Annotated in this window: 11 protein-coding genes and 4 pseudogenes; 11 read left to right on the top strand and 4 right to left on the bottom strand. The window is 71.0% G+C overall.

What is annotated here, in order from left to right; genetic code table 11:
- Positions 1-3 precede the first annotated feature (3 nt).
- The 3 genes from OG819_RS18310 (at position 4) to OG819_RS18320 (ending at position 2,689) form a co-directional block, all read left to right on the top strand.
- On the top strand, positions 4-453 hold the full coding sequence (locus tag OG819_RS18310; protein WP_266625035.1) for a hypothetical protein: 450 nt from the start codon (positions 4-6) through the stop codon (positions 451-453).
- Positions 454-487: 34 nt separating this feature from the next.
- Positions 488-1,231, top strand: a complete 744-nt coding sequence (locus OG819_RS18315; protein ID WP_266650371.1) for a hypothetical protein — start codon at positions 488-490, stop codon at positions 1,229-1,231.
- Between the two features lie 75 nt (positions 1,232-1,306).
- Positions 1,307-2,689, top strand: coding sequence for a hypothetical protein (locus tag OG819_RS18320; protein WP_266650373.1), 1,383 nt, complete (start codon positions 1,307-1,309; stop codon positions 2,687-2,689).
- 31 nt (positions 2,690-2,720) lie between these two features.
- Here the strand turns inward: OG819_RS18320 and OG819_RS18325 are convergent.
- From OG819_RS18325 to OG819_RS18335, 3 genes and pseudogenes are all read right to left on the bottom strand, one after another.
- A pseudogene (locus OG819_RS18325) lies at positions 2,721-3,473 on the bottom strand (LacI family DNA-binding transcriptional regulator); the annotation flags it as partial.
- A pseudogene (locus OG819_RS18330) lies at positions 3,469-4,293 on the bottom strand (carbohydrate ABC transporter permease); the annotation flags it as partial. The pseudogenes OG819_RS18330 and OG819_RS18325, both read right to left, overlap by 5 nt.
- Positions 4,289-5,629, bottom strand: a complete 1,341-nt coding sequence (locus OG819_RS18335) for an MFS transporter (protein ID WP_266650375.1) — start codon at positions 5,627-5,629, stop codon at positions 4,289-4,291. The pseudogene OG819_RS18330 and the gene OG819_RS18335, both read right to left, overlap by 5 nt.
- Before the next feature lie 83 nt (positions 5,630-5,712).
- Between OG819_RS18335 and OG819_RS18340 the strand changes: the two genes are divergently transcribed.
- The 6 genes and pseudogenes from OG819_RS18340 to OG819_RS18365 all read left to right on the top strand — a co-directional run bounded on the left by OG819_RS18340 (position 5,713) and on the right by OG819_RS18365 (position 12,215).
- Positions 5,713-6,717 carry a LysR family transcriptional regulator gene (locus OG819_RS18340; RefSeq protein WP_266582728.1) on the top strand — a complete coding sequence of 335 codons (1,005 nt, stop codon included), beginning with the start codon at positions 5,713-5,715 and terminating at the stop codon, positions 6,715-6,717.
- A 561-nt stretch (positions 6,718-7,278) separates the two neighbouring features.
- Positions 7,279-8,844: a hypothetical protein gene (locus OG819_RS18345; protein WP_266650378.1), complete on the top strand. Its 1,566-nt coding sequence runs from the start codon at positions 7,279-7,281 to the stop codon at positions 8,842-8,844.
- Positions 8,844-9,116 (top strand): annotated as a pseudogene (locus tag OG819_RS18350) (bi-functional transferase/deacetylase); the annotation flags it as partial. The gene OG819_RS18345 and the pseudogene OG819_RS18350, both read left to right, overlap by 1 nt.
- A pseudogene (locus tag OG819_RS18355) lies at positions 9,116-9,406 on the top strand (acyltransferase); the annotation flags it as partial. The pseudogenes OG819_RS18350 and OG819_RS18355, both read left to right, overlap by 1 nt.
- 167 nt (positions 9,407-9,573) lie before the next feature.
- Positions 9,574-10,953, top strand: a complete 1,380-nt coding sequence (locus tag OG819_RS18360; protein WP_266650380.1) for a nitrate/nitrite transporter — start codon at positions 9,574-9,576, stop codon at positions 10,951-10,953.
- Positions 10,954-11,054: 101 nt separating this feature from the next.
- Positions 11,055-12,215, top strand: coding sequence for a uroporphyrinogen-III synthase (locus OG819_RS18365; protein WP_266650382.1), 1,161 nt, complete (start codon positions 11,055-11,057; stop codon positions 12,213-12,215).
- On the opposite strand, the gene OG819_RS18370 is transcribed toward OG819_RS18365, so the two are convergent.
- On the bottom strand, positions 12,164-12,718 hold the full coding sequence (locus OG819_RS18370) for an anthrone oxygenase family protein (RefSeq protein WP_266650384.1): 555 nt from the start codon (positions 12,716-12,718) through the stop codon (positions 12,164-12,166). The two genes, OG819_RS18365 and OG819_RS18370, sit on opposite strands and share 52 nt — an antisense overlap.
- A 177-nt stretch (positions 12,719-12,895) precedes the next feature.
- Here OG819_RS18370 and OG819_RS18375 point away from each other — a divergent pair, with 177 nt between their 5' ends.
- Complete coding sequence (locus OG819_RS18375; RefSeq protein ID WP_266650386.1) at positions 12,896-13,483, top strand: CGNR zinc finger domain-containing protein; 588 nt, start codon at positions 12,896-12,898, stop codon at positions 13,481-13,483.
- 284 nt (positions 13,484-13,767) lie between these two features.
- Complete coding sequence (locus OG819_RS18380) at positions 13,768-14,304, top strand: sigma-70 family RNA polymerase sigma factor (protein WP_266652727.1); 537 nt, start codon at positions 13,768-13,770, stop codon at positions 14,302-14,304.
- The last annotated feature ends 22 nt before the right edge of the window (positions 14,305-14,326 follow it).

Genomic DNA, 14,326 nt, shown 5'->3' on the forward strand with positions numbered 1-14,326 from the left:
AATTTGTTCACCCTGCGGTGGTCGGCCCTCTCAAGGCCGCCCATCGCTCGCTGCAAAGGCAAGGAAGCGATGACAAAACTCGTGTCCTGCCCCTCCGGAGGGGCAGGAGAGGACCTCGACTGGTTCGCCACCGCCGCCCTCTTCGGCGATGCGGCCGCCTTCATTCTCCGGCATGTGACGGACGAGCACGCAAAGCGTGATGTTGCCGCGGGCGCCGTATCGGGTTACGTGTTCATCGGCGACCTTCCCGAACCCGATCAGACCAACGTTCTGACCGCGCTGCGTGACGAATTCCCCGACCATGTGGATTCCGTGATCTATCCACCGGAGGTGACCTCCAGGATGGACGACACGGAGATCTTCGTCGCGCGTGCCAAGTCGCTCGCGCGGATGGCGAGTAGAAGCATCGCCCTGCGCGAAGCTTCCGGAGCCATACCGGAAGGGAAGGGATGATGGATTTCTTTCACCGCACGGTTGGCCGTCCATCGTGATCCGCAACGAACCCCGGCATCTGCTCGTCTGCGCCCGGGGCGAGCGGTCTCCGTTGTACGAGCCGGCGGATCCCAAGGACTACGAGGACCTCGGCGCCTTCACCCGTAACACCCCGCTGGACGATGACGGGCTGGTCCTCCCGGCGGACTTGGCGGATGCGCTGCGTTCCTGGTCGTTGTCCCGTCCATCGGACGGTTTCCCGTCCCGCCGACACATGCGGAGGTACGTCGAACGGGGCCTGGAGATCGCCCAGGCCGTGACGAGGCGGCTGGGGCCCGCGTGGGTGGTGCGGTACTGGGACGAGAGGCAGGCCAGGGCGAAGTTCGTGTGCGGGGGATGTGGACGCCTGGACTGGGCGCTTGACGAGCACGGCGAGCCCCCGCACCCGCTCCACATCGTGGTCGAAGGCGAGTTCAAGTGGTATCCGCTCCGCGCGGACGGGTTCGGAGACTTCGCGCCGGACGGTCCCGTCGGCAGTCTTCATCTGTCCGAGCAGCTCGTCGCCGATCTGTACGCGTGGGCGAAGAGCATCGACACCACGGTGAACCTGGACCTGCGGGACCGGGAGGAGGGCAAGTACGACGACGAGTGGCAGCGCCGGTTCCGCGAGGGGAGGGAACTGGCGAGACGCGTCGCGCACGAGCTCGGCCCTGCCCGGAAGGTGACCTACAAAGGCCTGGCGAACGGTGGCCTGGCCGCCATGATGTCGGTCACCTGGCAGGGGGACCGGGAGGTGTGAAAGTCCGCTGAACGCGACCGGTGAAGTGCGGCTCGTGTATGCCGTGAGAGGCCTGAAAGCGTGGAGGGAACGACTGTGACAGGACGGCAAGAGCCGTACTACGTGGACTACGACACGGACTTCGGGCTCAGTGGGCTGACCGAGGCGTTCGCCTTCTCACCCGCTCCGCGGAACACCGGCGCGGCGCTGGGGCTCGTCACGGCGAAGCTCGACGCGTATGACCGTGAGTGTCCCGTGGGCAGCGTCGACCATCTCGGCGCGGATGAGCGGAGCATCCTCGGCTATGACACCAGCCACGACGAGTGGGGGTACGCCGACGATCTGCGCGAGGACGTGCGCGGGCTCGTCGAGTCGCCGCTGACGGACGAGGCGATCCGGGCCGTGTGGCGAGCGGCCGCCGGGGGCGTGTGGGATCCCGCGGCGCACGGCATGAGCGCCCGTGACTGGCTGCGGCGCATCGACGAGACCTGCGCCGCCCGCCCGCCCCGGAAAGTCCCCGGGCGGCGCCCGGCACCTTCCCCGCTGTGGTATGCCCGACCGCCGGCGGCCGACGAGGTGCGTGACGACGTCGTCGCGGAGATACGGTTCTGCCGCGAGCGATCGGCCGGTCCCCTCCCTTCCCCCGACACCCTGGCGGCCCTCGAAGAGGTGGCCGTTGTCCATCCCGAACTTGGCTTCCGGCTCTTCCTACGGGCCTTGAAGGCCTACTCCGTACGGATCGACAAGGAGTGGTACGACCGGTTCCAGGCGCTCGCCGACAGGTTCGGCCACCACTCCGCGCTGGTCGACTCCGGTCTCGACATCGCGTGGCCGCCCATCGACACCGCCCGCCGCGATGCCACCTGGGACTTCGGGCTCTCCCACCTCGCCGGGCAGGCACACCAGGACTGGTACGGAAGCCGGGAGGATATCCGGAGGGCAGCCGAGGGCGACGACATCGGGCAGACCCCGGGCTCCGCGGCGGCCGTCCTCCTGGAGGACACGCTCCGTCTGCTGCGGTCCGCACTGCCCGACGCCGCGGTCACCGCCCTGTGGGCCGGCGCCTCGGACAGGCCAGGAAGTACCGACGGCCGGGACTGGCTTCGGCTGATCGCGGACGTGTGCCGGGAGCGGCTCGGGGAGGCCGCTCCCGCGTACACACCCGTTGTGGCGCCCGCCCGCACCGAACTCGCCGACACGGTGCTGCGGGAAGTCCGGGAGACAGCGCCCGTGGTGGTGGACAAGGCCGTCAGCCCCCACTGGCATCCTGTTCCCGCCGCGGACGTCATGGACGCGCTGGAACACGTGGTCACCCGGATCGATCCCGATCTCGGGTTCCGGTTGTTCCTCCGCGTCCTGAGCGCGCTGTCCGTGCGACTCACGCAGGAGCAGTACGACCGGTACGAGGCGATCGGCGAGCGGTTCGGGTACGGCGAGTATCACGTCTCCTCTGTGGACTACCTGATCGAGTCCGGCTGACCCGGCTCAGCGCGGGGTGAGTCACGGCTCCTCAAGGGGTCAGCGTGCGCGGTGCGGTACTCGCGCGTTCCGTCAGCCGGGGTGCGAGGAGCGTGGCCTCGGGTACGTCGGTGCCGCCCAGCTTTCTCATCAGCAGCTCCACCGCCCGCGCGCCCACCTCGGTGGACGGGATGGCGACGGAGGTGACGGGGACGCGGACGTTCTCGGCGAGCTCGTCCGGGCAGATCGCGGTGACGGAGAGGTCGACGGGGACGCGCAGACCGAGCTGCTCGAAGGCGTCGATCAGCGGTTCCAGGATCGGCTCGTCGTGCACGACGACGCCGGTGAGCGCCGGCTGTTCGCGCAGGAGTTGCTCGGCGACCCGGCGGGCGGCGGCGGGTGAGGCCTCGCAGGGGTGGACGGAGGACGCCAGCCCGCCCCGGTCGGCGGCGGCGGTGAAGCCCTCCACCACGCGCTGGGCGAACGCCGTCCCCCGTATGTACACCTCGGGCGGCGACCCGACCAGCGCCACGACCCGGTGCCCGAGCCCCGCCAGCCGCTCGACGCATAGCTCGCCCGCCGCCTTGAAGTCCAGGTCGATGCAGGTCAGCCCGGCGGGCCGGGCGGGGAACCCGATGAGGACCGAGGGGCGGTCGAGGGCGCGCAGCAGCGGCAGTCTGGGGTCGTGGAGCTGGACGTCCATCACGATCAGCGCGTCCACCAGCGCGGTGTCCGCGACCCGCCGCAGCCCCTCCTCGCCCTCCTCCTGCGTCAGCAGCAGGACGTCGTGATCGTGCTGCCGCGCCGCCGGGGCCGCCCTTCGTGAGGACGTACACCGCCCCGAACACCTTGAGCGCGGCGATCGTGCACCAGAGGAGGACGACGTGGATCTCTGGGCGGATCTGCGGCAGCGTGATGTGCCAGAAGCGGCGCCACCAGCCCGCGCCGTCCAGCTCCGCCGCCTCGTACAGCTGCGGGTCGACGCGTTGCAGACCCGCCATGAAGACGACCAGCGGGAAGTCGATCTGCACCCACACCATCACGCCCATGACGCTGTAGAGGGCGAAGTCGGGGTCGCCGAGCCAGTCCCGCTGGAGCGAGCCGAGGCCCACCGCCTTCAGGAGTGCGTTCAGGGAGCCGTTGTCGGGGGCGAGGATCCAGCTCCAGACGATGCCGGCGACGGCGATGGGCAGGACCTGGGGGAGATAGAAGCAGGCACGCAGGGCGGCGGCGATCCTGCTGCCGAAGTGCTTGCCGACGAAGTCGAAGAGGGCGGCGGCCAGCACGAGCCCGAGGACCGTGGGTACGGCCGCCATGGCGACGACCATGAACAGGCTGTGCCGGAAGGACGCCCAGAACTCGGAGTCGTCCATCAACTCGCGGTAGTTGGCGAGCCCCGACCACTCCGGGGAGCCGACACCCTGCCAGTCGGTGAAGCTCACGCCGGTGTTCATCAGGAACGGGACGACGATCACCGCGAGGAAGGCGAGGACGCCGGGGAGGAGGAAGCGGGCGTAGGAGGAGTCGGGGCGGCGCGGGCGCGCAGCGTTCGTCGAATCGTTTCGATGCGTGACGTCGAAGCGCTTCGACGGGGGAAGGTATGTGGGGGTCCCGGGCGCGTCAATGGGGTGCGTCGGAATTGGGGCCGAGGGATGGGCGCCGGTTCGACGGGTCGGACGCCGGTGGGATCGCGAGGGAGATCGAGAGGGAGATCGCGAGCGCGCTACCCGCCGCCGCGACCGGTACGCCGTAGCCCGCCGTCGCCGAGATGTGTTCGACCACCCAGCCGCCGGTCGCCGAGCCGCAGGCGATCCCGCCGAGCAGGCCGGTCACCGCGAGGGTCATACCCTCGTTCAACCGGCCCTCGGGAGTGCGCCGCTGGACGAGGGCCATGCCGGTGACCATGGTCGGGGCGGTCGCGGCTCCGGCGAGCAGCAGCGCGCCCGCCAGGGCTGGGAGCGAGCCGGTCAGGGCGGCCGCGAGCAGGGGGAGGGTCAAGAGGGCCGTCATGGCGGCGAGGCACAGCGGATGGCGCCGCTCGGCCGGACCGGTCGGCTTCCGTGCCCCGTACAGCAGCCCCGCCACGCACGACCCGGCCGCCTGGAGGGCGAGCACCACGCCCGCCGCCGAGCGGTGCCCCTGCGCGTCCGCGAAGGCGATCGTGACGACCTCCATCGAACCGAACACGGCACCGGTGGCGAGGAAACAGAGAAGCAGGGGCGGCATTCCGGGGGCCAGGAGGGGCGACTTGGAGGGGGTACGGGGCTGGGGCGGCGGCTCCGTCGAACGCTGGGCGGCGAAGATCAGCACGCCGGTCATCATCAGGACGCCGGCCACCAGGGTGCCCGCCTCCGGGAAGAACGTCCCGCACAGGAAGGACGCGCAGACCGGGCCCAGCATGAAACACAGCTCGTCCGCGGCCTGTTCGAAGGAGTTCGCGGTGTGCGTGGCGGCCGGGTCGTCCCGCAGGAGGTGGGCCCAGCGGGCGCGTGACATGCCGCCGGTGTTGGGTGTGGTGGCGGTGGCGGCGTACGCGGCGAACAGGGTCCAGTCCGGCGCCCCGAAGCGCACGCACAGCGGCAGCGCGATGCTTCCCAGCAGGGCGAAGGCCGTGGCGGGCACCGCGATGCGGGCCTGGCCGTGGCGGTCGACGAGCCGTGCGGTCCAGGGGGCGACCAGCGCGGTCGCCGCGAGGCCGGTCGCCGTCACGGCGCCGGCGAGCGCGTACGAGCCGCGCGAGCCCGCGATCATGATCACCGCGCTGACGCTGAACATGCCCATGGGGAGCCGGGCGAGCAGGTTTCCGACGGTGAAGGCGCGGGCGCCGGGGATGGTGAAGAGACGGTGGTACGGGGAGCGCCGCGAGACCTCGCGGCGAGGGCGGAAGTCGACGGCGATCGCGGTGTCGCCGGTGACAGTGAGGAGCTGTACGGGCGGTTGTCCGGAGGGCTGTTGCGGCATGGCTCAACCGTCGCCGGGGGCGGGGCGGACGGTCCAACACCTATTCCGTGGTGATTGACGCACCTGCGTTGTAGGTTCGCGTGATGCCCGCCCCTGCCGACCGCTCTCTCGGCCTCCCGCACCGTCATCTCGACCCCCGACTCCTGCGCGGATTCCTCGTCGTCGCCGAGGAACTGCACTTCACGCGGGCCGCCGCCCGCCTGTACGTCGCCCAACAGGCCCTCAGCCGTGACATCCGGCGACTGGAGCGTGAACTCGGGGCGGAGCTGTTCGTGCGGACGACCCGGCAGGTGACGCCGACCGCCGACGGTGAGCGGCTGCTGCCGTACGCGCGGCGTGTGCTGGAGGCGCAGGACGCGCTGCTGTCCGCGTTCGCGGGGGACGGCCCTGAGCGGCCGCTGCTCGTCGACGTCAACTCCCCGGGCCTCGTCTCCGGCCGCGTCCTGGACCGGGCCCGTGCGCTCGCGCCCGACTGCGAGCTGATGGCCCGCTTCGAGAGCGGGCTCACCGGCGCGGCGGGGGAGATCCTCGCGGGGCGCCTGGACGCGTCGTTCGGACGGTTCGCGGGCCTCGATCCGGCGGTCAGGGCCCGGCTCGAACAGCAGCCCGTACGGTACGAGCCGATGGCCGTCGTGCTGCCCGAGGATCACCGTCTCGCCGCCCTGGACGTGGTGCCGCTCGACGCGCTCGCCGGCGAGACCGTGTACGCCGGGGCGGGGAATCCGCGGACGCGGGAGTGGACCGACCTCGCGCTTCACCTTTTCGAGGGACGCGGTATCGCGCTGGCGCCGCCCGCGCCGGTGGCCCTCGGGGCCGATGAGTTCCGGCGGGTCATGGCCAAGAAGCGGAATCCTGTCCTCGCTGTGGTGGATTTTCCGGCCATGTCTGAAACCGTGCGGAAACCCCTTGTTGGACCAGTTCCGTTGTCACCCGTGTCACTGGTGTGGCGAAAGGGGCTGGTGCACCCCGGGATCGATGCCCTTCGACGCGCCGCCGGAGAGCTGGCTGCCGAGGAGGGGTGGCTGACGCGCCCTGCGGACGGTTGGATTCCGGCCAGCGACGAGCTGGTGATGGCGGGGCAGGATTGACACATAAGCACACGGGTCTTCCCCATGCGCTACATTCATGGTCCGGGTGCAGTGTGGTAAAGGGGGGCGCTCGGGACGAGTGGGGGCTCGTTCCGGACGACATGTACGTAATGCCCGGAGTCGTGCGCGCACCCGAAACCTGTCCCTGGGGGGATGTGCGTGCACGTGGAGAAGTGGCGAAAAGACGCCCAACCTGATCACCGAGATGTCGCTCGGCCGGACGGGCGTGGAGCCGGAGAGCCGGCCGCGCCGACGGGGTCCGGAGAGTCCGTGGTGTGGCCCGAGGCCGCCCGCGCGACGTCGACGTGGCCTCAGATCGGAAGTGGCGCCGCCGTGCGGCTCGCCGCGGAAGCGGAATCCGACACCGATGTCGAACGCGGTGTCGAAAGAGAGTCTGGAGCTGGCGCGGAAGGCCGCTCGGGCGCCGATGCGAGAACTGGGGCGGAACGTGGATCGGCTACGGCGGACGCCTTCGGCGCGGACCGGTCGCCGGGTGCGGACCGTTCGTCCGGTGCCGGGCGCCGGCCGGGCGTTGAACGACGGTTCGGTGTGGACCGTCCGGTGAGCGCGGACGACGACGCGGGCGCCGACCGTCCTGACGCCGACCGTTCTGACGCCGAGCGTCACGACGAGGCGAACCATGGGGAAGAGACCGGCCCGCGGGCCGGGTCGACCGACGGTGCCGGGGCGGCCGACCGGCCCGCCGGGCCGCGTGGCCCTGCGGGAGCGGATCGCGGAGAACAGGCTGACCTGCGGGCCGGGGCGGTCGCCCGCACCAGGCTGGCCGACTGGGCCGGCGCGGTCGGCCGTGCCGAGGCGGACCGTCGTGCCGGGGTCGTCGACCGGGCGGCCGGACCGGACGGCCTTGCCGGGGTGCCCGGCCGGCCCACCGGACGCGAGGACGGCACCGGGTTGTCCGATCAGCCCGCTGCACCCGACTCCAGTGCCGGGGTGCCCGACCAGCCCGCCGCGCGGCGTGAACGCACCGCGCCGGATCACCTCCCCGGAGTACCTGAACAGCCCGCCGGACCGCGCGACCGCGCCGGAGCCGATGGCCGCGTCGGCAAGGACGAGCGGCCGGCCACGAGCGGCTGGCCGGACGCGCGCAGGCGCCCCGACATCCTGGGCCGCCCGGACGCCCTGGGCCGCCCGGACGCCCTGGGCCGCCCAGAGACCCTGGGCCGCCCAGAGCCCCTCGGCCGTTCCGATACGCCTGGCCGACCCGAGAGGGGAGGCTGGCCGGTCGCGGACCGCAGGGCGGACACGCTCGGCCGGTTCGAGGCGGACGGCCGGTCGACCGCGGGCCGCGGGGCCGACACGCCCGGCGGCCCGGCGGCCCCGCCCCGGGAGCGGTCCGGTGAACCGGGACACACCCACGATCCGCACGAGGTGACGGTTCAGCTCGACGGAGTCGGACGGCGGAAGACGGAGGACTGGCTGGTCCGGCAGGCCAAGGACGCCCCGGGGGTCCAGGACGGCTCGGACGGCCCGGTGTTCGTCGACGAGTCCGGCCGCCGCAGCCGCAGGTTCCGTCGGCTCGGCGTCCTCGTCGGCGTCGCCTGCGCCGTGTACGCCGTCGTCATCGTCGCCACGCTCCTGTCCGGCAACTCCAACGCGCCCTGGCTGCCCGTGCCCGGCCAGCAGGACGACACGCCGGCCGGGAAGGTCGAGACCTCACCGCTGCCCACCGACTCGGTGTCACCGTCCGGCTCGAGCAGCGCCGCGCCCGGCGCGAGCGCCTCGGTGAGCGACGGTACGGCCCCGGCACCGGGCGTCAGCCCGGCACCGGGCGCCTCCGCGAGCGCCACCGACCCGGGCACGTCCGCGGACCCGAAGCCCTCGACGTCCGTCACCACCAAGCCGAAACCGAGCACCAGCACCACCAAGGACCCCGTCACCCCGCCGTCTCCCCCGGTGTCCGCCTCGCCCGACCCCAGCCCCTCGGAGGACGGCGCGGCCTCGCCGAGCCCCGCGGAGAGCACGGTCGGCGCCGGCGGCACCGGCACGGTCGCCGACAGCCCCGTGGAACCGGGCCCCGTCGCGTCCGAGACCGGCATCACCGACTCCTCGTCCCCGGAGAACCCGAAGAGCCCGGCGACTCCGCAGAACCTGGAGAACATCCTCTGATGGCATCCCGCACCAACGCGCACGGGCCCGCTCCCCGTGCGCGGCGTCCGGCACCCGATGTCCGGCGCCGACGGCTGCCCATGCGCTATCTGCTGCCCTCGCTGCTCCTCGTCGCCATGCTGGCGATGCTGATGCTGCGCGGCTATGTGCACAGCGAGATCCTCGCCGACCACCGCATCCAGCCCGAGGCCGCCACCGACAAGGTGCCGGAGAAGATCCTCGACGGCGGCCCGGTCATCGACACCCGCGGCGGCCGCACGAACAGCCTGAGAACCGTGCCGTCACGATCTACCTCTGGCACAACATGCTGATCATGGCCGCGGTCCCGATCATCGACCAGGCCTACAACCTCCCCTTCATGCAGAGCGACGGGGCGGTGACGGCGCTGGACTCGACGTACACGCTGTGGACGTTCCTCCTGGTGTGGCCGCTGATCGGCCTGACGATCGTGGCCTTCGGCTGGATCGAGGACATCGCCGCCAAGCGCAGCCCGAGGCTGTGGCCCAACGGAGCGGAGACGAAAGCGAAGAGGGGCGCCTCGCGGGGCAGCCACCGGGTCTAGCCGCGGGGAACCCGCAGTCCTCACCGTCGCCCCCGCGCTCCCGTGAGAGCAACGTTCCTTTCCGGTCACTCACAGCCACAGCCTCGAAACGCGCCCTCCCTACCTTCGGGACTCAGTCAGTCGTTGTACGACACCTGGGCACCGCACCGGAGAACCGTGGAGGCGTCATGACAGCCCCTAGTACAGCCCCCGCACCGAGCAGGGGAGGCCGCTGGATCCAGGAGTGGGATCCGGAGGACGAGACCTTCTGGAAAGAGACGGGTGAGAAGGTCGCCCGGCGGAATCTGCTCTTCTCCGTGCTCTCCGAGCACATCGGGTTCTCGATCTGGACCATGTGGTCGGTGATGGTGCTCTTCATGGGCCCCGAGTACGGGCTCACCCCGGCCGACAAGTTCATGCTCACCTCGATGGTGACGCTGGTCGGGGCCGTGGTGCGGGTGCCGTACACCTTCGCGGTGGCGATCTTCGGCGGCCGGAACTGGACCATCGTCTCGGCGAGCCTGCTGCTCGTCCCGAGCGTCGCCGCGTTCGCGGTGATGAAGCCGGGAACCTCGTTCAACACCTTCCTGCTGGTCGGGCTGCTCGCCGGCATCGGCGGCGGCAACTTCGCCTCGAGCATGACCAACATCAACGCCTTCTTCCCGTTGCGGAAGAAGGGCTGGGCGCTCGGCCTCAACGCCGGCGGCGGAAACATCGGCGTGCCCGTCATCCAGCTCGTGGCGCTCGCGATCATCGGCGCGAGCGGGGGACCGAGGGTCCTGCTGGGGATCTACATTCCGCTGATCATCGTCGCCGCCGTGCTCGCCGCCGTCTACATGGACAACATCGCGTCCGTGAAGAACGACACCGGCGCCGCCAAGGACGCGGCGAAGGACGCCCACACCTGGATCATGTCCTTCCTCTACGTCGGCACCTTCGGGTCGTTCATCGGCTACAGCTTCGCCTTCGGGCAGGTGCTGCAGAACCAGTTCGGGCGTACTCCGCTGCAGGCGGCGTACGTCACCTTCATCGGCCCGCTGCTCGGCTCGCTGATCCGGCCCGTGGGCGGCTGGCTGGCCGACCGCTACGGCGGGGCCCGCATCACGCTGTGGAACTTCGTCGCCATGGCCGGCGCGACCGGTGTCATCGTCGTCGCCTCCACCCAGAAGTCGCTGCCCCTGTTCACGATCGCGTTCATCGCGCTGTTCGTGCTCACCGGCCTCGGCAACGGCTCGACGTACAAGATGATCCCCGGCATCTTCCAGGCCAAGGCCGTCGCCAAGGGCCTCGAAGGGGAGGAGGCGGCCTCCTACGGACGGCGGCTGTCCGGCGCCTCCATGGGCCTCATCGGCGCGGTGGGCGCGCTCGGCGGCGTCGGCATCAACCTCGCCTTCCGGCAGTCCTTCCTGTCCTACGGCTCCGGCACCGGCGCCTTCGTGGCCTTCCTCGCCTTCTACGCGGTGTGCTTCCTGGTGACCTGGGCCGTATACCTTCGCAGTCCCGCCACGCAGCCCCGGACGACCGCGGCCGCAGAGGCGAAGCCGCAGCTCAGCTACGTCGAGGTCTGACGTAACACGGGCGACATCAAGGGGAACCGAGCCTGTCACGTGGCGTTGACAGGCTCGGTCGGCGGTGACCGTACGTAGACCCCCAGCGCGAGACGAGAGCCATGGACGACGAACAGCAGCGACCGGCCGGGCAGGGCTGCGGCCCCCTCGCGGGGTTCACCGTGGGCGTGACGGCCGCGCGTCGGGCCGACGAACTCGGAGCACTGCTCCAGCGGCGCGGCGCCGCCGTCCAGCACGCGCCCGCCCTGCGCATCGTGCCGCTCGCCGACGACAGCGAACTGCTCGCCGCCACCAAGGACCTCATCGACCAGGCGCCGGACATCGTGGTGGCCACCACCGCGATCGGCTTCCGCGGCTGGATCGAGGCCGCCGACGGGTGGGGGCTCGGCGAGACCCTGCTCGGGCGGCTGCGCGGAGTCGAACTGCTCGCGCGCGGACCCAAGGTCAAGGGCGCCATTCGCGCCCAGGGGCTGACCGAGGAGTGGTCGCCCACCTCCGAGTCCATGGCCGAGGTGCTGGACCGGCTCCTGGAGGAGGGTGTCGAGGGCCGCCGTATCGCCGTACAACTGCACGGCGAGCCGCTGCCCGGGTTCGTGGAGTCGCTGCGGGCCGCCGGAGCCGAGGTCGTGGGAGTCCCCGTCTACCGGTGGATGCCGCCGGAGGACATCGGGCCCGTCGACCGGCTCCTCGACGCCACCGTCACCCGCGGCCTGGACGCGCTCACCTTCACCAGCGCGCCCGCCGCCGCCTCCCTGCTGTCCAGGGCCGAGGACCGCGGCCTGCTGTCCGAACTCCTCGCCGCCCTCCACCACGACGTCCTGCCCGCCTGCGTCGGCCCCGTCACCGCGCTCCCTTTGCAGGCGCACGGCGTCGACACCGTCCAGCCCGAACGCTTCCGGCTCGGCCCCCTCGTCCAGCTGCTCTGCCAGGAACTCCCCGGCCGGGCCCGCACGTTGCCCGTCGCCGGCCACCGGGTCGAGATCCGCGGCCACGCCGTGATGGTCGACGGGGCGCTGCGGCCGGTACCGCCGGCCGGGATGTCGCTGCTGCGGGCCCTGTCCCGCCGCCCCGGCTGGGTGGTGGCCCGCGCCGAGCTGCTGCGGGCGCTGCCGGGTGCCGGGCGGGACGAGCACGCCGTCGAGACGGCCATGGCCCGGCTGCGTACGGCACTTGGCGCGCCCAAGCTCATCCAGACCGTCGTCAAGCGCGGCTACCGGCTCGCGCTCGACCCGGCGGCCGACTCCAAGTACGCCGACGTATAAGGCCGTCGGTACAGGAGCAGGGCGCGGGCGAGGCAGGCCAGCGCGAGCGTCGACAGCAGGGCCCGTACGACGTTCCAGGCGACCCAGGTGTCCTCGAACCTCTGGCGTACGGCGGCCGGGTCGGCGATCGTCGCGGGGTTCCCGGCGTCCGCCAGGCGGTTGTTGAGCGGGATGTTCACGGCGACCGTGAACAGCAAGGCCAGCGCGTACGCGGCGAGGGCGGCGAACACCCACCACCGGTGGGGGGACTTGCGCGACTGCCAGGCGGAGACCGCCGTGAGGACCAGCGCGCCCATGAAGCTCAGGAAGAACACCGGGTTCTGGATCACGTCGTTGACGTTCTGCATGACCTCGATGAAGACGCGGTCGTCACTGCGGGCCAGTGACGGCATGACGGCGCAGGCGAAAATGTAGAAGACCCCGGCGATCAGGCCCATCGCGACCGTGGCCGCACCCAGGACACCTCCGGCGGTGGTACGCCGCCCCGTGCTGTTCTCTGTCATCCCGTCGAGTCAACCGGCGTGGTCCGGCGACGGACATGGCCGAGGCGCGCGGCCCCATAAGCGGACGTCCACTCCCCGACGGGCACAGGTCTTCCGGTCACGCGTGCAGCCATGCACTGTAGGGGGTACGACCCCTACCGACCCTCACGGCGGTAACCCCAAGGCGGTGACAGGCGCATGGCATCGGGCATGGCCACGGCCTCGTACGAGCTGCGATTCGACTCCGGGCGGATCTGCCTGGACCTCCTGGCGACCACCCACCCCGAGGAACGGCTCGACTCGCTGGACCGGCTGCGCACCTGGATCATCCGCTCCGGACTGGTCCCCGCGGGCACTCCGCTCGCGGCGGCCGACATCTCCTGGCTCGTGGGCTTTCGCGAACTTCGCGGCCATGTCGCCCAGTTGGTCCGCGGTGAGCTGGGCGCGCGGCCCGCGGACGCCGCGCTCGCCCGCGTCAACGCCATCGCGCTCGCCGCTCCGCCCGCCCCCTGGGCCGTACGCGCGGACGACGGCTCGCTGCGGCGTCGGCTGCACACCCCGCCCGGCTGCCCCGGGCTGCTCGCCGTCATCGCCCGCGACGCCCTCGAACTGCTCACCGACCCGCTGGCACGGGCGAGCCTCAGACAGTGCGAGGGGGACAGTTGTCCGATCGTCTACCTCGACACCTCCCGGGGGCGGCGCCGGCGGTGGTGCTCCAGCGAGGTATGCGGAAACCGGGAGCGGGTGGCCCGGCACCGGCGCCGGGCGGCCCTCGCCCGGGCGTGAATCATGCGCGAACCGTGTGTGAAACGCGTCACAGTGTCGCGATCCCGGCGGCTCGATCCGGAACCTTCACTTCATCTCTACGTGATCTTTCGATCGCTTCCAGTGATCAACAAACTTCCTTCACAACTCTTCCAAGAAATATGTCCTATCTCTTTGAACATGCGCACGCCCAGATGCGTACTCCGGGATGAGCGACCGACTGGGGGATCCCCCGGACACCGGAGGTAGGCGTGCGCAAGGATTCCGCCGTGGCTGATGAACGAAGGTCAAGGGCCCGACATCGCATGAATCCGTCTGCGTCGGCTTCGTCTAGCGAACCCGACGAGGAGCTGATGCGTGCGCTGTACCGGGAACACGCGGGTCCGTTACTCGCGTACGTGCTGCGGCTGGTCGCGGGGGATCGGCAGCGTGCCGAGGACGTTGTGCAGGAAACACTCATCCGTGCCTGGAAGAACGCCGGTCAGCTCAATCGGGCGACCGGTTCGGTACGACCCTGGCTGGTGACGGTCGCCCGGCGCATCGTCATCGACGGCCACCGCAGCCGGCAGGCCCGGCCGCAGGAGGTGGACCCGTCACCGCTGGAGGTCATTCCCGCGGAGGACGAGATCGACAAGGCGTTGTGGCTGATGACACTGTCGGACGCGCTGGACGACCTGACCCCTGCTCACAGGGAAGTCCTGGTCGAAACGTACTTCAAAGGGCGTACGGTCAATGAGGCTGCCGAGACACTCGGCATACCCAGCGGCACCGTGCGCTCCCGGGTGTTCTACGCCCTGCGGTCGATGAAGCTGGCGCTGGAGGAGCGGGGGGTGACGGCATGAACGCATACGGGGGTTACGGAAC

It is taken from the genome of Streptomyces sp. NBC_01549, from assembly GCF_026339955.1.
In the GTDB taxonomy this organism is placed as follows: Bacteria; Actinomycetota; Actinomycetes; order Streptomycetales; family Streptomycetaceae; genus Streptomyces.

Coding starts and splice junctions, on each gene's coding strand:
- OG819_RS18335 (WP_266650375.1), bottom strand. CDS start 5,629: ATGCCGCAACAGCCCTCCGGACAACCGCCCGTACAGCTCCTCACTGTC.
- OG819_RS18340 (WP_266582728.1), top strand. CDS start 5,713: ATGCCCGCCCCTGCCGACCGCTCTCTCGGCCTCCCGCACCGTCATCTC.
- OG819_RS18360 (WP_266650380.1), top strand. CDS start 9,574: ATGACAGCCCCTAGTACAGCCCCCGCACCGAGCAGGGGAGGCCGCTGG.
- OG819_RS18365 (WP_266650382.1), top strand. CDS start 11,055: ATGGACGACGAACAGCAGCGACCGGCCGGGCAGGGCTGCGGCCCCCTC.
- OG819_RS18370 (WP_266650384.1), bottom strand. CDS start 12,718: ATGACAGAGAACAGCACGGGGCGGCGTACCACCGCCGGAGGTGTCCTG.
- OG819_RS18375 (WP_266650386.1), top strand. CDS start 12,896: ATGGCATCGGGCATGGCCACGGCCTCGTACGAGCTGCGATTCGACTCC.
- OG819_RS18380 (WP_266652727.1), top strand. CDS start 13,768: ATGAATCCGTCTGCGTCGGCTTCGTCTAGCGAACCCGACGAGGAGCTG.